Below are 23,338 nucleotides of genomic sequence, written 5' to 3'. Positions count from 1 at the left end.
CTTGCTTGAGAACGCATGCGGCCACCGTTAGCCTGACCTGCCTGCAAGACCGGAGCTTATGCCTGAGCCTAGCGCGCATCGGCGAAGATGGTCACCAGCCAGTCGACCAGCACCCTTACCTTGGGCGACAACTGCCGGTGATGTGGATAGAGCACCGACACGGTCGACGGCCGCGGTCTGGCCGCTGGCAAGATTTCCCGCAGCTCGCCCGAGGCCAGCAGATGCGCGACGCCATAGCGCGGCAGCTGGATCAGGCCGAAACCTGATTTGCAGCACTGCACATAGGCATCCGCATTGTTGACCGATATGCTGCCGCTGATCGCATATTCGCCGGCCTCGCCGTCCACTGTGAATTCAAACGGATAAAGCTTCCCGCTTTGCGGCGAAAAGAAATTGACTGCACGGTGCCGGTCAAGTTCGTCCACTGCCTGCGGTTCGCCATGCTTTTCCAGATAGGCCGGACTGGCGCAGGTGACCTGCTCCAGGCTGGCGACCCGCCGGCCCACCATCGACGAATCGCGCAATTCACCCACTCGCAGCACGCAATCGACGCTCTCGCGCACCAGGTCTACCAGGCGGTCGCCCATGCCTATCTGCAGTTCGATATTCGGGTAACGGTTGCAGAACTGGTCCAGCACCGGCAGCACGAAATGGCGCCCCAGCGTGCCGTGCATATCTATCCTCAGCTTGCCCGAGGGGTTGGCGGCGGCTTGCGAAAACACATTTTCGGTTTCCTCCAGATCCGCCAGCAGTTGCGCGCAGCGCGTGTAATACGCGTCGCCGTCCAGGGTGGTGCTGACCTGGCGCGTGGTCCGGTGCAGCAGCCGCACGCGCAGACGCGCTTCCAGCTGCTTGATGGCGTTGGTCACGGTCGCTTTCGGATAGCCGAGATCCTCGGCGGCTCGGGTGAAACTTTTCAATTCGACAATACGCGTAAAAATACGCATGGCTTCAAATTTGTCCATAGAGGCGTCAAGCTTAATTGTTAAATAATATGGAACAGTGTAAGCATAAATAGCTAGTTTATCCAATTAATATTAACTGCCATGATGCACTCACTGCCCTGCAAACCGATATCCGGCAAGCACATGGGCGGCTTAAGCAACGCTCAAACCAACTTCAAGGAGCTTCAAATGAACAACGCGGACAAGAAAGTAGCCATCGTCACAGGATCCTCGCGCGGCATCGGCGCGGCAGTGGCGCAACGCCTGGCGCAAGACGGCTTTGCCGTGATCGTCAATTATTCGGGCAGCGCCGGCGCTGCCGCAACCCTGGTGCAGCAGCTGCTCGGCCAAGGCGGCCAGGCGTTGGCGGTACAGGCCGACGTCAGTGATCCCGCAGCGGTGCGCGCCATGTTCGATGCCGCGGAACAGACCTTTGGCGGCGTCGACGTGCTGGTCAATAATGCCGGCATCATGGTCAACGCAAGCATCGCCGAAACCGACGATGCCGGCTTCGACCGTCAGATCGCCATCAATTTGAAGGGCAGCTTCAATACGCTGCGGGAAGCCGCCAAACGCCTGCGCAACGGCGGCCGCATCATCAACTTCTCGTCGAGCGTGGTCGGCATGCTGCGACCCACCTATGGCGTGTATGCCGCCACCAAGGCCGGCGTGGAAGCGATGACCAGTGTGCTGGCCAAGGAGCTGCGCGGCAAGAACATCACCGTCAACGCCGTCGCGCCGGGGCCGACCGCCACCGATCTTTTCCTCAACGGCAAACCGCAGGAGCTGGTCGAGCGCCTTGCCAAGATGGCGCCGCTGGAGCGCCTTGGGCAGCCGCAGGATATTGCCGGCGCGGTGTCCTTCCTGGCCGGCGCCGACGGCGGCTGGATCAATGGCCAGGTCCTGCGCGCCAACGGCGGCGTCATCTGAGCCGCACTTTTCATACATCAATGAGAGGAAACATCATGCAGCAAGTCATCGTCATTACCGGCGCCTCCAGCGGCTTCGGCGCCCTCACCGCGCGCGCCCTGGCCCATGCCGGACATATCGTCTACGCCAGCATGCGCGAAACCGCCGGCCGCAATGCGCCGCAAGTGGCAGAGCTGAAACGCTACGCCGCCGAGCACCAGGTCGATCTGCGTGCGCTTGAACTGGATGTCGCCGCCAGCGCTTCGGCCGAGGCCGGCATCGCCAGCATCATCGCCGATTGCGGCCGGCTCGACGTGGTGATCCATAACGCCGGTCATATGTCTTTCGGTCCAGCCGAAGCGTTCACGCCGGAACAGTTCGCCCAACTCTACGATATCAACGTGCTCAGCACGCAGCGCGTCAACCGCGCGGCGCTGCCGCAACTACGCAAGCAGGGCAAGGGACTGGTGTTGTGGGTCTCTTCCAGCAGCGCACGCGGCGGCACCCCGCCCTTTCTGTCGCCGTATTTCGCGGCCAAGGCGGCGATGGATTCTCTGGCGGTTTCCTATGCCAGTGAACTGGCGCGCTGGGGCATAGAAACAGCGATCATCGTGCCCGGCGCCTTCACCAAGGGCACCAATCATTTCTCTCATTCAGGCGCACCGGCCGACCGCGATCGCGCGGCGGAATATGACAACGGTCCTTATGCCAGAGTGCCTGAGCTGGCTTTGCAAGGGCTGGCGGCACTAGAACCCGCCGACGCAGATGCGGGTGCGGTCGCCAAGGCGATCGTCGATGTGGTTGGCATGCCCTTCGGCAGCCGGCCGTTCAGGACCCATATCGACCCTTCGCAGGATGGCTGCGAGATCGTCAACGGCGTCGCCGATCGCGTGCGCAGCGAGATGTTCCGCCGCATCGGACTGGAAGATCTGTTGCGGCCGAGAGTGAACGGCTGATTCCGGCGTCAGGCATGGGGAGTGCATTTTGCCTCAAGCGGCAGATTGCGCTCCACATACGCCGCCAGCTGCTTCACGCTTGCGGCGATGCTTTCATGGCCACTATCGATCACAAGTTGCGGATGCTCCGGCGTCTCATATGGCGCGCTGATGCCGGTAAATTCTCGCAATTCGCCCGAACGCGCTTTCTTGTACAAACCCTTGGGGTCGCGCGATTCACAGGTCGCCAGGTCGGCGGCGACATGGATTTCGTGAAACGCTTCTCCGCAGGATTGGCGGGCGCGCGCACGGTCGGCCCGGTACGGGGAAATGAAAGCCGTGATGCAGATCAGGCCGGCGTCTGCAAACAATGCGGCGACCTCGCCCACGCGCCGGATATTCTCGCTTCTACCCTCCGGACTGAAGCCGAGATTTGCATTCAGGCCATTGCGTATATTGTCGCCATCCAGCACGTAGCAGGAATATCCCAGCGTCGTCAGTGCATGCTCCAGGGCCATGGCCAGCGAGGATTTGCCGGAGGCGGACAATCCGGTCAGCCACATGACTGCGCCGCGGTGGCCGTAGTGCGCCGCACGCTGCGATGCATTTAGGGCATGAGGAACTGCGGTCAAATTTTTTTGCATTCAACGCTCCACAGAATACGGCGCCCCGCGACGGCCAGGCGGCAGGATACATGATGCCTCAAAACGCAGCGGCCGCAACGGCCTATATCAGTGATTCAAGCATTAGCCATGTTACACAAGTGCAGGATGCGGTAATATTTGCTGTACAGTTTGCCGGCGCCGCGGGTGCGGAAAACGTCTCGGGCAGCCATTCAATTTGAGAGCAAAGGCCATTTCTGATGATCCCAGCATTCGTCGGCGTAACGGGTTTACCGAGGGCGGGTTCCACGCTGCTGTGCCAGCTGCTGGCCCAGCATCCCGAAATTCATTGCGAAGGACATAGCTCTCCCCTGTGCAACACCTTGCTGGGGATCCGCCGCATGATCAGCGAAGATACTTTTTTCCTGTCGCAGCTCGATACTCAGTTCGAACAAAGCTATGCCCACCTGACCTCGGCAATGCAAGGCTTCTTGCGCGGCTGGAATCATGATTGCGGCAAGCAGGCGGTGGTGGACAAGAACCGCGCATGGCTGCACGCGATAGAACTGCTGCTGCATATCGAGCCGAACGCCAAACTGATCGTGTGCCTGCGCGAACTCGGACAAATCTATGGCTCGATCGAAGCGCAGCACCAGCGTACCATCCTGGTCGATTTTATCGATCATCTGGCCGATTTCGACCGCTTCGGGCGGGCCGACATGCTGTTCGCCAAAGACAAGGCCATCGGCGCTCCGCTGATATCCCTGCATGCGGTCGCCGATCTGCCTAAGCATGTGCAGGAACGTCTGTATTTCATCCGTTTCGAAGACTTGATGGAACGGCCTTCGGCCTGCATGACACACCTGTATTCCTGGCTAGGACTGTCGCCGTTCGAAATCGATCCCGATCATCTGGCGGTCGGGGTCCAGGAAAGCGACAGCCACTACCACATGAAATACAGCCACAAGCAGGCCCGCCAGATCAGCAAGCCGAAACGGCATGACATCCCGCCGCGCATACAGGCGCAGATCGAAACTGCCTGCTCCTGGTTTTACCAGCTTTACTATCCGCAGAAGATGTAGGCCCGGTCCTTTGGGTCAGTAGCTCCTAAAACGCCTTGCCGATCTCGGCCCAGGCGCGCACTGATTTATTGTCGCCGATCAGTTGCGGCGTCGACCCGAACGGCGCCGCAACATAGAGCTTGGCATGCCACTGCTCCGGTCCGGCCCAATTCATGCCGACGCCGGCGCCGCTCAGCGTCGCGCCATTGTCGCCCGGCAGCCAGGGATTCTTGTTGACCGTCACGTGTTCGCTGTCGACGAAGGCCAGCACCTGCCAGCGCCCGCTCGCGAACTGGCCAAGATCGTGCCGCAGCTCGACCGAACCGAAGACCCCGGTATCGCCGGACAGAACGCCGATGTCATAGGCGCGCACCGTATAAGGACCGCCCGCGACCATCTTTTCGGCGGGATCCAGGTTGCTGTTGGTCCATTGGCCGGCCAGCGTGAAATACAGGGAATCGTTCTGGGTCAGATTTTGCAGCTGCGCCAGATTGCCGTTCCATTTCGTGTAGCTGCCCTGGGTTTTGGCGGTGACGGAATCGGACAGTTGCGCCGCCCGGTCGTCGAAGCCGACACGTCCCGCGGTGACGCCTATATTCCAGGTGCCGATGCCGCCAGCCAGCACGCCGTTGCGCCAATCGCCGTTCAGGCTTGCGCTCCAGTTGTCCAGATGACGGTCGGTCTTGATGTTGCTGACGCCGATGCGGTCGTTCAGTTGTTTGCGATCGTACTGGATCTGGCCGTACAGATTGGCGTCGCGCGAGCGCATGAACGGATGTTTGACCCAGATGCTCGCCACTTGCGCGGTGCCGCGTGCGTCCAGCGCGCCCAGGGCATCGCCGAGGATGTAATGCAGCGCCGAATAGGAGCCGCCCATGCGCGTGCCCAGGCCGTTGAGCAGGGTTTCATAGGCAATGCTGCCGTAATTCATGTCTCTGCCGCTGGTCAGGGCGCCAAGGCTGAGGACATCACCATGGTGTAGCGGATTGAAGATATTGACGGCAGCGCTGAGGCGGGCGCGGCCGGTATAGCGGTTGCCAAAATTATCCACAGTCACATTGCCGGCGACCTGCGCCGTCGGGTCGGCTTGCACCTGCAGGTCGGAAGTGCCGACTGCTTCGCCCGGCTTCAGGATCGCGCTGACGGCGACACCCGGGATATCCGAGGCCAGCAGCAGCGTGCGGTCAAGCCCCGCCTGCGTCACCACCTGCCCGGCCTGCAAAGGAGACAAGGTTTGCTGCAGCAAGGCGTCGCCCACCCGGCTGCGGTTGTCCAGCTTGACCTGGCCGTAACGAGCCTCGATCACCATCACCTTCACCACGCCGCCTTGCACGGTCTGGGCCGGGATGATGGCGCGCGCCAGCGGGTAACCGTGACTATGGTAGTAGTCGGTGATGCGCGAGACTACTTCGCCGAGCTGGGCCAGAGTAAGGTTCTTGCCCTCGGCGTCGGCCACCAGCGCATGCAGGGTGGCCGTATCGAACGCGGTATTGCCGGACAGCTGTATGCTGGTGACGTTGAAAGCCGCGCCCGCCGGCTGCTGGGCGCCGCCCTCCCGTTCGATGGTCAGGCCGGTTCCCGTTGAAGCGGGAAGCGCCGGCTTGACCGGCTGGATCTGCTGCAGTATCGAGCCGGCGCCGGGCGGGGTCACCGGATCGGCCGCCAACGCGCAAAAATATGGATAGCTGAGCAGCATGGCTGCGATGATCGGCTTCATTGGATATAGGAATCTACCGTTATTTTTCATTGAGGCTCGCTTATTCATCCGTGCTCACAATATTGTCCGGCAGCTTGACGCCGCCGCCCGTGATCTTCACTTCCACACCGTTCATGCCGTCGCCGATTTTATTGTTCGGCGGCTGGATATTGAACTGCACCAGGTCGAGCGCCGCCAGGTTGACGCCCGCGTGCGAAGGATCAAAAACCGAATCCAGGGCGGTGATCACGTTCTGCACCGTGACAGGCGCCGCACCCGGCTTCAAGGTCAGCGCGGTGGCGTTCCCTGCCGCTTGCACGAACACATAGTTCATCGCGCTCAAGCCGCCGCCGTCAATCGCATACAGTCCTGGCTGGCTGGTCGGCTGGGCGTTGGTTGTCCAGGCCAGGCTGCCAGTCGTAGCGTCGCCCAGCGTATCGCCGCCCAGCAGGCCGCTCAGGGTTCCGCTCAGGCCGGACGGCGTTTGACCGGCAATGCTGCTTGCCGGGGCGGCGGTATAGGTAAGCGTCGCCGGCGTAATATTGGCGCTGGTCGTCGTCGTGGCGCTCACTGTATAGTTCCCGGCATCGGCGCCGCTGGCACTGATGCCCGCCACCGTCACAGTCTTGCCGGCGCCGGCATTCTTGTCGGCGAAGTTGGCAGAGGTATCGCTGAACGTCACCGCATCGCCTGCCAATCCGCCGCTGAGCGTCACCACAGCCGTCGTATTGCCGTCATAGGTTTTGTTGGCGCCGATGGCGGCAACGGTGATGGCCAGCGGCGTAATATCGGCAGTGGTCGATGCGGTGGCATTGCTGAGCAGGTAGTTACCGGCATCCGCACCGCCTGCGCCTATGCCTGAAACGGTAAGCGTCTTGCCGGTGCCTGCATTTTTGTCGCCAAAATTTGCCGAAGTATCGGTGAAGCTCACCTTATCGCCGCCTATCAGGCCGCTGCCGGTCAATATCGCCGAACCGGAAGTGCTTGCGTCATAGACCTTGTTGACGCCGCTGGCAGTGACCGTGACCGACTGCCGGTTGACCGTATAGTCGCCGCTAATGCTGCCCAATATATAGTTGCCTGCATCGGCGCCGCCCAAGACGCCATTCACCGATTCGATGCCGATATGGGTGCCGGCAGTGAGGTGGCCGCTGCTGCTGGTAAGCCCAGCCGTATTCACCGAAACGCCAGGGGCGCTGACAAGGTCTCCCGAGATGACATTCGATATGCTGAGTGCGCCTGGCGCCAGCGCCGCACCGTAGGTCGAGCTGCCGGCGGCAATCGAACCGGCCAGCGCCAACGGACTGACAGTGTAGTTGCCCGTCGGGCCGGCAAACGTATAGTTGCCGGCATCGGCCCCGCTCAGCGCGCTGACCGATTCAATGCCGTTATGCGTTCCGGCATTCAGGTGTCCGCTGCTGCTGGTGAGGCCGGTCGTGTTGATTGCAACCGTCGCCGTGCCCAGTAGGTCGCCTGTCACGGCATTGGTGAAGCTGGCCGCCCCCGGCGTCAACGCCGAACCGTAGGTCGAGCTGCCAGCGCCTATCGAACCGGTCAATGCCAGCTGGCTGACGGTATAGTCGCCGGTTGGCGCGGCAAACGTGTAATTGCCGGCATCCGCCCCGCTCAACGCGCTGACCGATTCAATGCCGGTATGGGTTCCGGCGATCAAGTGTCCGCTGCTGCTGGTAAGACCCGTGGTGTTGACGCCAACCGTGGCCGTACCCAGCGCATCGCCTGACACCGCATTGGTGAAGCTCGCTGCACCCGGGACCAGGGTTGCACCGTAAGTCGAGCTGCCCGTCCCTATCGAACCGGTCAAGGCCAGCGGCGTAACGGTGTAATTGCCCGTGGCTCCGGCAAAGGTGTAGTTGCCGGCATCCGCCCCGCCCAGGGCAGTGCCTACCGATTCAATGCCAGTGTGCGTTCCGGCCGTTAAGTGTCCGCTGCTGCTGGTCAGGCCGGCTGTATTCACCGTGACTGCGCCCGGTGTGACCAGGTCACCGCTCAAGGCATTGGTGAAGCTCGCCGCCCCCGGCGCCAGCACAGCACCGTAGATCGAGCCGCCCACCGCCACCGTGCCGTTCAAGGCCAGCTGGCTGACGGTATAGTCGCCCGTGGCTCCGGCAAAGGTGTAGTTGCCGGCATCCGTTCCACCCAAGGCAGTGCCCACCGATTCGATGCCGGTGTGGGTGCCGGCAATTAGGTGGCCGCTGCTGCTGGTCAGGCCAGTCGTATTCACCGTGACAGCGCCCGGCGTGACCAGGTCGCCGCTCAAGGCGTTGGTGAAATTCACCGCCCCTGGCGTCAGGGTCGAGCCGTAGGTCGAGCTACCTGCGCCAACCGTGGCGTTCAACGCCAATTGGTTGACGGTGTAGTTGCCCGTGACCCCGCTGAATGTGTAGTTGCCGGCATCAGCCCCGCTCAAGGCGCTGACCGTTTCAACGCCGTTATGCGTGCCTGCAATCAGGTGGCCGCTGCTGCTGGTAAGACCCGTGGTGTTGACGCCAACCGTGGCCGTACCCAGCGCATCGCCTGACACCGCATTGGTGAAGCTCGCTGCACCCGGGACCAGGACCGCACCGTAAGTCGAGCTGCCCGTCCCTATCGAACCGGTCAACGCCAGCGGCGTAACGGTGTAATTGCCAGTGGTGCCGGCAAAGGTGTAATTGCCCGCATCGGCGCCGCTCAGCGTACCGCTCACCGACTCGATGCCAGTGTGGGTGCCGGCAATCAGATGACCGCTGCTGCTGGTCAGGCCGGTCGTATTCACCGTGACAGCGCCCGGCGTGACCAGGTCGCCGCTCAAGGCATTAGTGAAATTCACCGCGCCCGGCGCCAAAGTCGAGCCGTAGGTCGAGCTGCCTGCCGCAAGCGTACCGTTCAAGGCCAGCTGGTTGACGGTGTAGTCGCCCGTGACGCCGCTGAATGTGTAGTTGCCGGCATCGGCTCCGCTCAAGGCGCTGACTGTTTGGATGCCGGTATGCGTGCCGGCAGTCAGGTGACCGCTGCTGCTGGTAAGACCCGTGGTGTTGACGCCAACCGTGGCCGTACCCAGCGCATCGCCTGACACCGCATTGGTGAAGCTCGCTGCACCCGGGACCAGGGTTGCACCGTAAGTCGAGCTGCCCGTCCCTATCGAACCGGTCAAGGCCAGCGGCGTAACGGTGTAATTGCCCGTGGCTCCGGCAAAGGTGTAGTTGCCGGCATCCGCCCCGCCCAGGGCAGTGCCTACCGATTCAATGCCAGTGTGCGTTCCGGCCGTTAAGTGTCCGCTGCTGCTGGTCAGGCCGGCTGTATTCACCGTGACTGCGCCCGGTGTGACCAGGTCACCGCTCAAGGCATTGGTGAAGCTCGCCGCCCCCGGCGCCAGCACAGCACCGTAGATCGAGCCGCCCACCGCCACCGTGCCGTTCAAGGCCAGCTGGCTGACGGTATAGTCGCCCGTGGCTCCGGCAAAGGTGTAGTTGCCGGCATCCGTTCCACCCAAGGCAGTGCCCACCGATTCGATGCCGGTGTGGGTGCCGGCAATTAGGTGGCCGCTGCTGCTGGTCAGGCCAGTCGTATTCACCGTGACAGCGCCCGGCGTGACCAGGTCGCCGCTCAAGGCGTTGGTGAAATTCACCGCCCCTGGCGTCAGGGTCGAGCCGTAGGTCGAGCTACCTGCGCCAACCGTGGCGTTCAACGCCAATTGGTTGACGGTGTAGTTGCCCGTGACCCCGCTGAATGTGTAGTTGCCGGCATCAGCCCCGCTCAAGGCGCTGACCGTTTCAACGCCGTTATGCGTGCCTGCAATCAGGTGGCCGCTGCTGCTGGTAAGACCCGTGGTGTTGACGCCAACCGTGGCCGTACCCAGCGCATCGCCTGACACCGCATTGGTGAAGCTCGCTGCACCCGGGACCAGGACCGCACCGTAAGTCGAGCTGCCCGTCCCTATCGAACCGGTCAACGCCAGCGGCGTAACGGTGTAATTGCCAGTGGTGCCGGCAAAGGTGTAATTGCCCGCATCGGCGCCGCTCAGCGTACCGCTCACCGACTCGATGCCAGTGTGGGTGCCGGCAATCAGATGACCGCTGCTGCTGGTCAGGCCGGTCGTATTCACCGTGACAGCGCCCGGCGTGACCAGGTCGCCGCTCAAGGCATTAGTGAAATTCACCGCGCCCGGCGCCAAAGTCGAGCCGTAGGTCGAGCTGCCTGCCGCAAGCGTACCGTTCAAGGCCAGCTGGTTGACGGTGTAGTCGCCCGTGACCCCGCTGAATGTGTAGTTGCCGGCATCAGCCCCGCTCAAGGCGCTGACCGTTTCAACGCCGTTATGCGTGCCTGCAATCAGGTGGCCGCTGCTGCTGGTAAGACCCGTGGTGTTGACGCCAACCGTGGCCGTACCCAGCGCATCGCCTGACACCGCATTGGTGAAGCTCGCTGCACCCGGGACCAGGACCGCACCGTAAGTCGAGCTGCCCGTCCCTATCGAACCGGTCAACGCCAGCGGCGTAACGGTGTAATTGCCAGTGGTGCCGGCAAAGGTGTAATTGCCCGCATCGGCGCCGCTCAGCGTACCGCTCACCGACTCGATGCCAGTGTGCGTGCCGGCCGTCAAGTGGCCGCTGCTGCTGGTCAGGCCTGCCGTATTGACGGTCACCGGCGCAGCCGTGACGACATGGCCGGCGATCATGTTGGTGAAAATCACAGTACCAGGCAACAGAGCTGAACCATAGACGGAGCTGCCGGCGCCGAGCGTGCCGATGAGCGCCAGCGGATTGATCGTCAATGCGCCGTTGACATAGGTAACGACGTAACCCTGCTGGCCAGTGGACGAAAGGCCGGATGCCGTGATCGTGTAAGTGCCGGCGTTGAGCGCGGCTTGCGACGTTCCGCCATAAGTTATGCTGCCCAGCACACCGACCGGCGTCCCGGAATATCTGTAGCCGTTGAGACCGGTGTATGTAACGCCATTGTTGCTGCCATAGGCCGCGCCGTTGAAAATGCTGGTGGCGTTGTTGGCAGTGACGGTCAGCGCCGTCATACCGGAGAGTAATAACGGGTAGCCGCCAGATATTACCCAGGTGCTGCTGAAATCCCATGCAGGGTTCAGATTGCCGTTGGCAGCGGTGCTGGATGTGAAATTGGCCTGATTCTGCATGTTGGCAGTGGTCATACCGGTGCCGGCGGCGGATGTAGCCTGGCCGGAGCTTGTCTTATCCCAGAAGCTGCCGGTGACGGTGCCGGCGTTGTTGCCAATCAGCCCGCCAACCGAGGTCGAGCCGGCCCCAGCGCTGACGCCGCCTGTCGAATAGCTGTTGGTGACTGTGCCGCCTAAGGCCCCGGCGCCGGCATTATTGCCTACCAGTCCTCCGACAAAGGAAGCGCCGGCCGTGCCGGTTACGCTGCCCGTTGCATAGCTGTTGCTGATCGCAGGGTTGCCGCCCGCACCGCCGTAATTGTGGCCAACCAGGCCGCCGACAGCGCTGGTGCCGGCAACGGCGCCCGTCGCATAGCTGTTGCTGATCGTGGAAGGGCCGGAAAAGCCATAATTGGCCCCGAGCAAGCCGCCCACATAGGACGAGCCGCTGACGGAGCCGGTGGCATAGCTGTTGCTGATCACGCTGGTGGCGCTGCCTCCGCCATAGCTGTAGCCGATTAATCCACCGACATAATTGCTGGTTCCGGTGACATTCCCGGTGGCATAGCTATAACTGACCGTCCCCCCCTGCATGCCGCCGAGCAAGCCACCGACGTTATTTGCTGCAGCCCCGGCATTGAGCGTTCCGCCTGCATGACTTCTGTTGATCGTGCCGCCGGAGTTTTCGCCCACCAGGCCGCCGATAAAAGTCGCATTGCTGCTGGCACTCACCGTAGCGGTTGAAAAGCTGTTGTTGATCTTGCCGAAATTCTGCCCCACCAGCGCGCCGGTGTAGTTGGACGAGGTGACGGCCACGCTGCCGCCGAGCAGACCCAGGTTGCGCACCACTCCAGCCGCACCCGTCGCGCCGATCATGCCCACGCCGACAACCGAACCTCGATTGATCGTCAGACCGCTGACGGTATGGCCGAGGCCATCAAAGACGCCGGAAAATTCCTGCGCCGGGGTCAATACTGTAACTCCATTACCGCCTATCGGCGTGAAGCCTGCGCCGCTGTTCCATGCCGAAGTGGCGGCTGCGTTGATATCGCTGCCCAGCGCATAATAACCGGCGAGATTTCCTAGCGTCCCCTGCAAGCTGCCGTCGCCGCTGCTGGTGGCCGTACCCAGGGAGTTGATGACCGTATAAACATGATTGTTCATCGTCAGCACGCCGCTGCCGCTGAAATTGACGCGCCCGTTAAATGCGCTGCTGCCCACGGCGACATTGACATTGCCGCTGCCAGGCTCCAGATCCAGGCTGGCCGAACCGCTTGCCGTCATGGTGGCATTGATGTTCACGTCGTTGCTGGCATTCAGGGTCAGCTTGTGTCCGCTCCAGGTTACCGTATCGTCGACGTTGACATTGCCGCTGGTGCCGCCGGCGCCGCTGGCCGAAGAAATGGTCACGTTGCCCAAGCCTAATGCGGTGCTGAGCGTGGCGCCGGTCTGGTCGCCGCCGCTGGGCGCAATCGTGAAATCGGTAGGATCGATCAGCCAGGTGCCCGCCAGGCCAATCGCCGCGGCGGTGGTGATCTTGGTGTTGTTGGCCACCTTAACGTTGGCCGCGCTGGTTTCGATGAAACCGCCGTTGCCGCCGGCCGGCGCGCTGGCGTCGAGCGTGCCGCCGACATTGACGGTTCCCGCCGCCATGCCGCCCAGCAGGGTAATCGTGCCGCCCTGGTTCTCCACGGTGCGCGCTTCAATCACGCCGGTGTTGTTGACGACGCTGGCCAGCAACGCATCTTTTGCGCCCGCGCTCATGATCACCCGGCCGCCGTCGGCCCGGATCAGCCCGCCGTTTTCCGCCGCGCTGTTCAGCACGCTCTGGTCGACCTGCAGCTGCAGCAGGCTGTTGCCGCTGAATGTGAGAGTGACGGCGTTGCCGGCGCCTAGCGCCACCGCGCCTTGTTGCGCGCTGATCGTGCCCTGGTTGCTGACATGGTTGCCGAGCAAGGCGACGTAACCGCCGTTAGCCGCCGTGATCGATCCCTGGTTGACCACGCTGCCCGTGCCGCTGCCGCTGAAAGTGCGAGCATTGCCGTTCAGGCTGGCGTCGCGCAGATCCAGGGTGGAAGCCACCAGGCCGCCGACATTGACCTGTGCGCCGGAGCCGAACAGGATGCCGTTCGGGTTGATCAGGAATGCCTGGCCGTTGGCATTCAGATGGCCGAGGATCTGCGTGCCGTTGGTATCGAATATGCGGTTGACGGCAATCGCGCTGACAGACGGCTGCACGAAGTTCACCGTTTCTTGCGGAGCGATGTTGAAGCCGCTCCAGTTCAAGGTGGCATTCTGGCTGGTCTGGCTGATCGTGGTGGTCGCGCCGGATTGGCGGATGCTGCCGCTGCCCGCGACAATCTGTCCACCGGTAGGCGCCGCCTGGGCGGCAATGGCGGTCAGCGACAATGCCGCCGCCACCAGTTTGCGGCGTCCGCCCTTGCCGCGTCCACGCGTTGTTTCCGCGACTGCGATCCAGCCATTGGTCACTGTGCTCCAGACCAGGCGATAGATGTGGTTCATAGATCCGTGGCGTTTCATGGAATGGTTTCCTGGTTGAACCTGCACTTCTCGACCAAACAATGCGCGCGGCCTGCAAAAGACGTGTTCAGCCGCTCACCTGCTCCTTGCTTCAACAAACCGTGCGGCATCGACATTGGCGCCGCGCATTCGTCACGCAGAAACTATGCTTAAGCTGCCTGCGCTGGAAAACAGCAAATGGCTGGGCAGATTTTCACGAAAATCGTATTGCAACAACGGATTCAAAAGGATGCGACTGGCGCAAGGCGCGCCAAAGTGAAAGCTCTCGTTCAAACAATGACAGCCTGGGGGACATAGCTGGTTTCCCTATCCAACTTTCTTATAAGCAAAATATTACACCAAGACAAGGTGTTACACGCAAGCTAATTGTTACTCTTAATTGTATTTTATTGTTTCCGTGTAATTCTGGCGTCGGATTGCGGCTTGCTGGGTCTTTGCCATGATTTTTTTCATGCAAGTATTGTCGAATGCTATTGCCGAATTCCAATTTTCCTGTTCAACTGCGGCTTGCTGCAGGTTAACATTCAGCAACCCGATATTTACAAAAGCAAGCTACTCACTGAAGGAAATGCGATGAACATATTTCTCGGTAGCATCATGACTTTCGGTTTTCAGTTCAATCCCAGCGGCTGGCAGCAATGCAACGGTCAAACGCTCAGCATTGATCAAAATTCGGCGCTGTTCGCCTTGCTCGGCACCACCTTTGGCGGCGATGGCATGCAAACTTTCCTGCTGCCAAATTTGCAAGGTCGGATGCCGCTTTGCCAAGGTAACGGCGCGGGGCTGAGCCCGCGCGTGATTGGCGAGTTGGCGGGCACTGAAAACATCGCGATCGGGATCAGCAACCTACCGTCCCATACCCATACCGCCACCTTTACTCCTTCGGGCAGCGGCGGCTACACGGTATCGGGCAACACCAGCGGCAACCTGCTGGCGCCCACCGCGACCAACAACATCCTGTCCGGATCGCCTGCCGGCACCTCGGCCGGGGCGATCTGGGGCTCGACGACACCGGCTATCCCCTTGGGCGGCAGCGGCGGCGGTTCCGGCGGCACGGTAAGCAACGCCCTCACTGGCAACAGCTTACCCGCGGCGAGCATGAATCCATACCTGGCGCTGAATTTCAGTATCGCGTTGACGGGTATTTTCCCTTCGCGCAACTAACAATCGCCGCACTAGAAATTACCACGCGTACAACAGCAAACAGCAATAACACCGGTCCTTAAACCGCAGCAATCACAAGGGAGATTTCCATGGAAGTATTTCTCGGCAGCATAATGACGTTCGGTTTTCAGTTCAATCCTAACGGTTGGCAGCTATGCAACGGCCAGACGCTCGCCATTCAGCAATATGCAGCCTTATTCTCGCTGCTGGGCACCAACTATGGCGGCAACGGCACGCAAAACTTCATGTTGCCGAATCTACAAGGACGGGTACCGATTGGCCAGGGTAACGGACTCGGCCTGACGCCGCGCGTGATCGGCGAAGCGTCCGGTACGGAAAACATCGAGATCTCCATCAGCAATCTGCCGTCCCATACCCACGTCGCCACCTTCACTCCTTCGGGTGGCGGCAGCGGCTACATGGTATCGGCCAACACGACTGGAAACCTGCTGGCGCCGACGGCGACCAACAACATCCTGTCCGGATCGCCTGCCGGTCCGCAAGGTGCAGCGATCTGGGGTTCGGCCGCAGGCACCATTCCCCTGGGTGGCAGCAGCGGCAGTTCCGGCGGCACCGTTACCAATGCTCTCACCGGCAGCAACGCACCCGTGGGAACCATGAATCCCTACCTGGCGCTGAACTTCAGCATCGCACTGGTAGGTATTTTCCCGTCCCGTAACTAGCGGAATGTAACAGCGAGTTGGCCGGCAGCCGGCCAACTTCGCTTCCGTTTTTTCATTGCCGACAGATTGAATCCGATGCTAGAACTTGTTGATGCCGCTTATTTCGCCCCTGCGACCGGACAGGTCTGCACGCTGCAACTGCCTGACGGCAGCACCTTGCCGATGCTGGTCGACAGCGTGAATGTGAAAGCGCAGTACCGCAATCCGTATGCGCCGGAACAGCAACGCCTGCCGTTCATCGTCACGCTGACCGCGCAGCAAGCCACCGCTTTTCTCGAAGGCCCGTGCGCGATCGATCTGCCGCAGCGCGAGCGCCTGGAAGGCGTTTACGTATCGCGCCTGGCGCCGCTCGGACGCGATCCGGCTGGCGCGTATTTTCAGGTGGTGTTCAGCTAAGGCGATTCAAGGTAGGCGCGGCCTGGATACCACACCATGCGCTCGGCCATCAGTTCCGATTCTTCCACCTGGAATCCCAATTCCAGGTAGATCCGCTTGGCGCCGGGATTGTTGTGCCAAACCACGACCGCGACCGGGCATTGCACATTGCTTGCAGCTTGCTGCACGCCGCGCAGGACTGCCTTGCCGTAACCGAAGCCGCGGGCGGCGGCAATGAAAGCGATGTAAATCACGCGCACTTCGTTGTGGCCGAAATCGACCACCAGCGCACCGACCGCAGCCTGGGTTTTCTCGATGACGAAATGCATGGCGTTCGGATATTCCTCACCGGCGCCCTGAACATGCGCGGCATATTGCTGGGCTACCACGGTTTCGACGAATTCAGGTTCGCCATCGATGAATTGCAGGTCCGGCCGGGCGGAACGATAAAGGGTTGCCAGGAAAGGCTGGTCGCCGGTGGTGGCTGGCCGCAGGGAAATGCCGGCCGGCATGGCAGAGGAAGAAGTGAGCATGCTGAGTTTTCTCGGGAATTGAAATAAATACGGCGGACGTCACACTGGTGGTGCAGCTTATAACAGAAGCTGCCTTGACGGATGGAGCTGCCTCAAATAAAGTGCCTCGGCGCAAGATTTTTGCCTGCTCCGCCTGCAGGTGGAGAAGCGCCGCAATCGACGCATCAATCGGATTGAAGGTAGTCGAATGAATAGATTCCTCAAATTACCGCTGCTCTTTGATCCTGACGAATTGCTGAAGGATTTGCGGGCGTGCGAGACCATGGAGTGGTCGCGGCATTTCCATACCGACGACTATTCCGGCCTGTGGTCCGGCCTGGCGCTGCGCTCTGCCTCCGGCAAGGCGGACGATATCTATTCGCACCCTGGCAGCGCCGGCTATATCGATACGCCTGTGCTCGGCCTTTGCCCTTACATCGCCAGCATCCTCGGCCTCTTCGAATGCGAGATAGAGTCGACCAGGCTGCTGCGCCTGGCGCCCGGCGCGCATATCAAGGAACATCGGGATGTGCATACCGGCTATCAGTTCGATGTCTTTCGCGTACACATTCCGATCGAGACCAGCACGCAAGTGCGATTCCTGGTTGGCGGACATGCTTTGGACATGCGGGAAGGCGAATGCTGGTATGCCGATTTCAGCCAGCCGCACAGTGTCGAGAATTGCGGCGCCACAGCGCGCACCAACCTGATCCTGGACTGCAAAAGGAATGACTGGTCAGATACGCTATTCCGTCAGGTGGGCTACGATTTCGCTGCGGAGGCGCGCAGCAGCAGGCTGGACCGAGCAACGCGCACCATGGTGATCGCGCAGTTGTCGGAGATGAAAACCGACACGGCAGAGCGATTGATCAAGCAACTGGAAGCCGAGGCGGATATCGATGAATAGCGCAATGCAACAAGAGATGCGGCAAGAGATACAGCAAGATGATGCGGCTACCCCCGAGGAGTGGATACCCTACAAGCTGGTGCAACAAGAACAGCAATGGCGTTGCCTCTGGCTCGACCTGGAGGGTAAGCGCATTGCCGAGCCGTTCTTCGCCGACACGATTCTACGTTGCAGAGCCAATGCGCCAGTCAAGCGGCGCTTTCCCAGTCTCAGCTCCCTCGAATACCTGACAGATTGCGCAGCAGCCGCGACCGATGTGGTTGCGCCCAGCGCTTTCATTTTCCATGTTTCGCGCTGCGGCTCGACCCTGGTCTCGCAGCTGCTTGGATTGAGCGAAAAAAACATCGCCCTGTCCGAAGTACCCTTGATCGACGAATTGCTGCGCATGTCACGCAGCCAGGCAGATTCTTCTGGAGCGGAATCCGCGTTGAAGGCCAGCATTGCTTTGCTGGGACGGCGCAGGCTTGGGCAGGAAAAGCATTTGTTCATCAAACTCGACAGCTGGCATGTTTTTTTTGCCGGCACGCTGAGAAGACTCTACCCGGACGTTCCATTCGTACTGCTGTATCGCACCCCGGACGAAGTGGTTTTTTCACATCAGAAGCGGCGTGGGATGCAGGCCGTGCCGGGGCTGCTTGAACCGGAACTGTTCGGCATGTCACAGGCAGAATCGGCAAGCTGCGACGGCGACCGCTATATCGCCAAGGTGCTGGAATATTATTATTCGCAATTTTTGCTCATCGCCGAAAAAGATGATCGTTCACTCCTGCTGGATTACAGGCAGGGAGGCATTGAAATCGTGCGCCGGCTGGCTGAATTTTCGGGTGTAGCCCTGGATCAAACAGAAACGGCGGAGATGGCAGTCCGTTCGTGTTTTCACGCAAAATATCCGGAACAGGGATTTGCCGAGGAAAAGAAAGAATCTTGTGCGCCTGCAGATCTTCAGACAGCATTGGCGATGTATGCCCGCCTTGAGCAACTGCGGGCAAAACTGGGCGACTGATACGCCGCCGTCATCTCAACAGATATCGCCGTAGCATCAAGAAGGAAATGGCTCGCGCCATGCCGGCAGTTCCCTGAGGCGCTCATGCCAGCGCTGGACTGCAGGAAGATCGGCCAGCGGCATCTGTTTGTGAAGCGGTATTCCGATAAGCCGAGAACGCGGTTACGCGATATGTTTGTGGCAGATGCAGTGCCCCAGCGGTACAGATGCATATTATGCAGCAGGTCCTTGGTCGCCGTCGGCACGCCGCTCAGCAGGATCTCTTTCGCGGTCAGGCCGAATACCGCCAGGCTGATCGACGGCGCCAGCGAAACCACTGCATGCCAGGTCCGCTTCGGAATGAACAAGGCATCGCCCTGCTCCACCCGCGCGTACAGTCCCTTGGCTTGCTCCAGCGCACGCAGCTGCTCCGGATGCTCGTCGAAACGGGCGATATTGATGGTGCTGAGCGTGGCGCCCCAGTCGTATTTGCTGGACGGATTCATGAAGGCTTCTTCGGAAGGCGGGAACATGACGAATTCCTTGACTCCGCGCGCCTGGCAAAACCAGTTGTTGGGGACGTCGCGGTGCAGTCCGGTGTGAGTATTGGCCGGCCCCATGAATACCGACTCCCAAGTCCAGCGCCAGCCTGGCCACAGGCTGCGGATATCGAAATCGCTGCGCAGCTGCGGGAAATCTTCCAGGATGCTCCACTGCGCCAGGTAATTGCGGTGCGGCGTAAACGATTGCATGTGCGCCCAGTTGAGATGGAATTCCTCGCCCGGCTGCAACAGGCGCCGCCGTTGGTTCGGCAGCAGCCCCGTCTGTTCGCTTACCGGCTCCTTGGCAAGCTCTGCCAGCTCGCGCAGGTAAGGCGCAATCGGCAGCGATGGCCGTTCCTGGGTTTCACCCTGTTCGACCAGGCCGTTCTGGAACTTGCGGACCGGTTCCGAGCCGTCTTTATTGCGCAACTGCGCCATCTTTTCAAACGACCAGTTCTGCTGCGCCGGCCAGTCGCGCAAAGCGCCTTTGACCAATAACGGCCGGGTCCGGCTGCCAAAGCCGCCGGCTTGCGCCAGCTCCGATACATCGATTTGTTCGACCAGCTTGAATGAGGGGCCTAGTATTTGTGTCATATCTGATTGCAGGTTAACGTTGCGGCGGCGCTGCTTGCCAGCGCCCTTGCCATATTATGGCGCGATCTCGGGATCTTCGCCGACGGCAACATAGCGCCGCTCGCCGCTGGTCGGACTGTATTGGACGGTCATCAGGCGGCCTGATTCCGGATCGACGAAGCGTTCCCCGGTTTCCTGCCAGGGACCGTCGTCAGCCAGGTGCTTGCGCTTATAGCGCCAGCGCTCCGCCAGCACCGCGACCACCAGAATCAAGCCCCAGGTGGTCAATGGAAACGCCGCCGGCGCGCCGCGGATATTGCAAAAGATGCCGGCGCCGGTCAGCAGTACGGCGAATCCAAGCAAGGCCAGGCGCAACATGGTCAGGGCGCCACGGGTTCGATGATCACGGCCGTGCCGTAGGCCACGATTTCACTCATGGTCTGGCCCATTTCGGAAGAGTCGAAGCGCATCATCACCACGGCGTTGGCGCCCATCCGGTGGGCGTTCTTGACCATGCGGTCGACCGCATGGCGGCGTGCTTCTTCCAGCAATTGTGTGTATTCCGTGATTTCGCCGCCAATGATGGAGCGCAGCCCGGCCATGATGTTGCCGGCCAGCCCGCGGCTGCGCACCACCAGTCCGAATACCTGGCCTTTGACTTCCTTGACGCGATAACCGGAGATGTTTTCTGTTGTAACGACGAGCATGTTTCCCTCTTTGCGTGTTGCTGGATTTCAATTGTAATTGACTGCAGCAAGCAGGCGGCAACAATTTTGCTCAAGCCAGCATGATCTGTGGCCTGAGCAAAAAAGGGAAATACTGCAAAGGAGGGATTCAGCTGCGCAGGAAATTGAGTCCGGGATTGGCCGCTGGCATCGCCGGGAATACTTGAACCAGTTGCTGGTCGCTCAAGCGCAGATGGCGTTCGCTGACCTGCGCCAGCACCGAACGGAAATCCGTGGTGACCGGCAGATCGCGTCCTTCATGCAACTGGGCCTCGCCCAGCCCCTGCCAGTCGCCGTACACCTTGCCGCCGGCAACCCCGCCGCCCAGCACCCACATCACATTGCCGTGGCCGTGATCGGTGCCGCCGTTGCCGTTCTGGCGTGCGGTACGGCCGAACTCAGACATCACCACAATGGTGGTGTCGTCGAACATAGGTCCCAGGCCTTGCGCCAGCGTCGCCAGCCCCTGCCCCAGTGGCGCCAGCCGGTTGGCCAGCTGGCCTTTGCCGTTGCCCTGGTTGGCATGCGTATCCCAGCCGCCCAGCGCCACGAAAGCGATCTGGATCTTGGGATCGTTGCGCATCAGCTTGGCCAGATGCGCCGCATCGTTTGGGAAGCCGTTCGGCAAGGGCGCGCCGCCATTGGCGGCCTGCATTTCATCTTGCATGGAAGCCGTCATGATCTCCTTGTGCGCATCGCGGCCGTCCTGGTAGGCGCTGGCGTATTTATCGCTGCCCTGATACATCTGGTCGAAAGCGCTGCCGATCTGCGGCCGGTCGAGTATCGATTGCTTGGTGCCTGCAGCGCCCGCCGCCAGGTTGGTGGCCGGCGCCCGGCCGCCGAGGATGCGCGGCATCAGCGGACCGATGCTGATCGCCCGGGTCGGCGTTGCAGTGCCGGGCAAGACCGTCAGCAAACGGTTCAGCCAGCCGTCCTGCGTCGATTTCCTGCCGGGCGTACCGGATTCAAGATAATCCTGCGCATCGAAATGCGAGCGGGTGGCGTCCGGCGAACCCGAGGCGTGGATGAAAGCCAGTTTCTTTTGTTCCCACAGCGCTTGCAAGGAAGCCAATGCCGGATGCAGGCCGAAATAGCCGTCCAGATCCAGCGCGCCGCCGTCCTGCCCGGGCCGCGCCAGGCCGATGGTCGGGCGCAGGCGCGCGTAGTTGGCGTCGCCGTATGGTGCAACCACATTCAGGCCGTCGACCGCGCCGCGCAGCATCACCACCACCAGCTTGCGCCTGGTAGCCTGGCTGTCGTCGCCGACCGCGGCCCAGGCCTGGCGGCCGACCGGGATCACCAGGCTGCCTGTCAGCGCCATCAGTTTCAATAAATTTCTGCGGTCCATCATGTTCTCCTGGCATTCAATCTGGTCAAGGCTCAACGCTGCATGAAATCCGGGCTGCCGAGCACCATCGCGGCGCGCAAGGCGGCTGGGTTATTGTTGATGGTGGCGCGCGTCTTGGCCGAAATCGCCGGACCGAGCGTATTCAGCAAGGTTTTGGCGTCGAGCGGCGGCTCGGCAGCTGTAGCGGCAGGCGCATTCGCGACGTTATTGTCCTGACCAGCAGCCTTGTTCAATGGCAAGCGCCCGGCTGCCAGCGCGGTAGCAAACGTGATGCGCCGCGCCAGCGCATCAGGATTGAGCCATGCCGCTTCGGTATTCTTGTAGCCGTCCGGGGTTTGCGCGCCATACAGCGGCATGCCGAGCTGGTTCAAGGCGCCTAGCAAAGGACGGACATTGGTGATCGGCATCTGGCCGGCACGCGCCGCCGAAATCACATACTGATAAGGCGTCTTGAACTTGGCGCCGACAGCCCCGGCGGCCATGAATTCAGGACTGTGGAACAAGGTGCGCAATACTTCGCGAATGTTGCCCTTGGTTTCAAGATAGCGCTTGGACATGCGCTCCACCAGCTGCGGCGGCGGATTGTCCAGCACAAAATACTGCGCCAGCTGATAGCTCAAGTGGCGGGCGGTGGCTGGATGCATGGCCAGCACGTCCAGCGCGAATTCCCCCTCGCCCTGGCCCTGGGCGCCGACGTGATGGCCCAGCCATTCCTTGTCGCCCATGTCGTGCCGTTGCGCGTCGAAACGGAAAGTACGGTTGTTGCGCGCCAGCTCGCGCGGCTCGAAACTCCAGCCGGTCAGCATGCGCGCCAGTTCGGTCACGTCCTTCTGGGTGTAACCGGTGTCCACGCCCAGCGTATGCAGCTCCATCAGTTCGCGCGCATAGTTTTCATTGAGGCCGGTGGCCTTGGCTTTTTGTCCTTGGGCGGCGCCCTTCCTGAATGGCCGCGCCTGGTAATCGTTGCCAGTGGACAGCCAGTTATCCAGATAGAACAGCATGGCCGGATGCTTGGCGGTCGCTCCAAGCAGGTCGCGGAAGGAGCCCAGCACATAAGGACGGATAGCATCGCGCTCGTAGCTGCCGATCAGGGCCCGGTCCAGGCCCTTGCCGCCGTACACATTGAAGTGGTTGAACCAGAAATCGACCATCACTTCTTCCAGCTGGCGCGGGCTGTCGATGGCGCGGGCGATCCTGGCTTCGGCATTCTGCTCGACGATCTTGCCGACCACTTCGCGCCGCTTTTGCTTGGCCGCGTCGTCGCCGTCATTGGCGACCTTGCGCACCGCCAGGAACTCGGACAGCACTTCGCCAGCGCTGGCGTTGCTGGCGTCGAGCGTGCTCAAGCGCTGAGACAGCGCGGCCGGCAAGGGGATGCTTTCCGGCTGCAGCTGGCTGTCGATGTAGCGCTCGACGCCCATGTGCTTGACCCTGTCGATATCGCCCGGCTTGGGACCGTAGCCCAGCCGGTCCAGTACATGCAAGGCCTGCTGATCGCTGGACAAGGGCGCGGCCGTTGCCGCCAGGGCACTGACCGACAGCAGTGTAAGTACGGCGAAGCGGATGGGTAATTTCATGGACGGTCACCGGCAGGAATGATCAGGATTGGGAGCAATTGACATGTCTCTTGTATTAACTACATTAACGCATTTCAGATAGGCCTCTGCCACCACCTAGATGTATCGGTTGTAACGAGCTGTAAAGACAACATTAAGTTACG

The 23,338-nt window shown here is 61.1% G+C and carries 18 protein-coding genes; 8 read left to right on the top strand and 10 right to left on the bottom strand.

The genetic code is table 11. The features are described from left to right. Window positions 1–68: 68 nt before the first annotated feature. The gene (locus tag BCF11_RS23745; protein ID WP_098496927.1) at window positions 69–965 is read right to left on the bottom strand and encodes a LysR family transcriptional regulator; all 897 of its coding nucleotides are present in this window, start codon (window positions 963–965) and stop codon (window positions 69–71) included. 168 nt (window positions 966–1,133) lie between these two features. On the opposite strand from BCF11_RS23745, the gene BCF11_RS23740 reads away from it, so the two are divergent. Then, window positions 1,134–1,874, top strand: a complete 741-nt coding sequence (locus BCF11_RS23740) for an SDR family oxidoreductase (protein WP_098496926.1) — start codon at window positions 1,134–1,136, stop codon at window positions 1,872–1,874. Window positions 1,875–1,909: 35 nt separating this feature from the next. Further along, entirely contained in the window at window positions 1,910–2,809 is a 900-nt protein-coding gene (locus BCF11_RS23735; RefSeq protein WP_098496925.1) for an SDR family oxidoreductase, read from the top strand. An 8-nt stretch (window positions 2,810–2,817) separates the two neighbouring features. Here the strand turns inward: BCF11_RS23735 and cysC are convergent, their stop codons facing one another. Continuing rightward, complete coding sequence (gene cysC / locus BCF11_RS23730; RefSeq protein ID WP_098496924.1) at window positions 2,818–3,432, bottom strand: adenylyl-sulfate kinase; 615 nt, start codon at window positions 3,430–3,432, stop codon at window positions 2,818–2,820. 218 nt (window positions 3,433–3,650) lie between these two features. Here cysC and BCF11_RS23725 point away from each other — a divergent pair, with 218 nt between their 5' ends. Then, window positions 3,651–4,472, top strand: coding sequence for a sulfotransferase (locus BCF11_RS23725; RefSeq protein ID WP_098496923.1), 822 nt, complete (start codon window positions 3,651–3,653; stop codon window positions 4,470–4,472). A 25-nt stretch (window positions 4,473–4,497) separates the two neighbouring features. Here the strand turns inward: BCF11_RS23725 and BCF11_RS23720 are convergent, their stop codons facing one another. Together BCF11_RS23720 and BCF11_RS23715 are read right to left on the bottom strand one after the other, a co-directional pair. After that, a complete protein-coding gene (locus BCF11_RS23720) occupies window positions 4,498–6,168 on the bottom strand; it encodes a ShlB/FhaC/HecB family hemolysin secretion/activation protein (protein ID WP_098496922.1) in 1,671 nt (556 codons plus the stop codon). A 40-nt stretch (window positions 6,169–6,208) separates the two neighbouring features. After that, on the bottom strand, window positions 6,209–13,807 hold the full coding sequence (locus tag BCF11_RS23715) for a YDG domain-containing protein (RefSeq protein ID WP_098497672.1): 7,599 nt from the start codon (window positions 13,805–13,807) through the stop codon (window positions 6,209–6,211). A gap of 573 nt (window positions 13,808–14,380) precedes the next feature. Between BCF11_RS23715 and BCF11_RS23710 the strand changes: the two genes are divergently transcribed. The 3 genes from BCF11_RS23710 (at window position 14,381) to BCF11_RS23700 (ending at window position 16,050) form a co-directional block, all read left to right on the top strand. Continuing rightward, entirely contained in the window at window positions 14,381–14,971 is a 591-nt protein-coding gene (locus tag BCF11_RS23710; RefSeq protein ID WP_098496921.1) for a phage tail protein, read from the top strand. Between the two features lie 89 nt (window positions 14,972–15,060). Further along, the gene (locus tag BCF11_RS23705; protein WP_098496920.1) at window positions 15,061–15,654 is read left to right on the top strand and encodes a phage tail protein; all 594 of its coding nucleotides are present in this window, start codon (window positions 15,061–15,063) and stop codon (window positions 15,652–15,654) included. 75 nt (window positions 15,655–15,729) lie between these two features. Continuing rightward, window positions 15,730–16,050, top strand: coding sequence for a hypothetical protein (locus BCF11_RS23700; RefSeq protein WP_098496919.1), 321 nt, complete (start codon window positions 15,730–15,732; stop codon window positions 16,048–16,050). On the opposite strand, the gene BCF11_RS23695 is transcribed toward BCF11_RS23700, so the two are convergent. Next, window positions 16,047–16,562 carry a GNAT family N-acetyltransferase gene (locus BCF11_RS23695; RefSeq protein WP_098496918.1) on the bottom strand — a complete coding sequence of 172 codons (516 nt, stop codon included), beginning with the start codon at window positions 16,560–16,562 and terminating at the stop codon, window positions 16,047–16,049. The genes BCF11_RS23700 and BCF11_RS23695 overlap by 4 nt on opposite strands. 187 nt (window positions 16,563–16,749) lie before the next feature. Here BCF11_RS23695 and BCF11_RS23690 point away from each other — a divergent pair, with 187 nt between their 5' ends. Beyond that, window positions 16,750–17,448: an aspartyl/asparaginyl beta-hydroxylase domain-containing protein gene (locus BCF11_RS23690; protein WP_098496917.1), complete on the top strand. Its 699-nt coding sequence runs from the start codon at window positions 16,750–16,752 to the stop codon at window positions 17,446–17,448. 4 nt (window positions 17,449–17,452) lie between these two features. After that, a complete protein-coding gene (locus BCF11_RS23685) occupies window positions 17,453–18,451 on the top strand; it encodes a sulfotransferase (RefSeq protein WP_143751436.1) in 999 nt (332 codons plus the stop codon). Here the strand turns inward: BCF11_RS23685 and BCF11_RS23680 are convergent. From BCF11_RS23680 to BCF11_RS23660, 5 genes are all read right to left on the bottom strand, one after another. Beyond that, window positions 18,391–19,566, bottom strand: a complete 1,176-nt coding sequence (locus BCF11_RS23680) for a cupin-like domain-containing protein (RefSeq protein ID WP_098496915.1) — start codon at window positions 19,564–19,566, stop codon at window positions 18,391–18,393. The genes BCF11_RS23685 and BCF11_RS23680 overlap by 61 nt on opposite strands. A gap of 54 nt (window positions 19,567–19,620) precedes the next feature. Then, window positions 19,621–19,923 carry a hypothetical protein gene (locus BCF11_RS23675; protein WP_098496914.1) on the bottom strand — a complete coding sequence of 101 codons (303 nt, stop codon included), beginning with the start codon at window positions 19,921–19,923 and terminating at the stop codon, window positions 19,621–19,623. A 2-nt stretch (window positions 19,924–19,925) separates the two neighbouring features. After that, entirely contained in the window at window positions 19,926–20,252 is a 327-nt protein-coding gene (locus BCF11_RS23670) for a YbjQ family protein (protein WP_098496913.1), read from the bottom strand. 127 nt (window positions 20,253–20,379) lie between these two features. After that, entirely contained in the window at window positions 20,380–21,621 is a 1,242-nt protein-coding gene (locus tag BCF11_RS23665) for a DUF1501 domain-containing protein (protein WP_233212616.1), read from the bottom strand. A 29-nt stretch (window positions 21,622–21,650) separates the two neighbouring features. Beyond that, window positions 21,651–23,195 carry a DUF1800 domain-containing protein gene (locus BCF11_RS23660; protein ID WP_098496911.1) on the bottom strand — a complete coding sequence of 515 codons (1,545 nt, stop codon included), beginning with the start codon at window positions 23,193–23,195 and terminating at the stop codon, window positions 21,651–21,653. Window positions 23,196–23,338 lie beyond the last annotated feature (143 nt).

Origin of the sequence: Collimonas sp. PA-H2, assembly GCF_002564105.1 — a bacterium.
Taxonomy (GTDB): Bacteria; Pseudomonadota; Gammaproteobacteria; order Burkholderiales; family Burkholderiaceae_D; genus Collimonas.
This window is presented reverse-complemented; position numbering and strand designations above follow the sequence as displayed.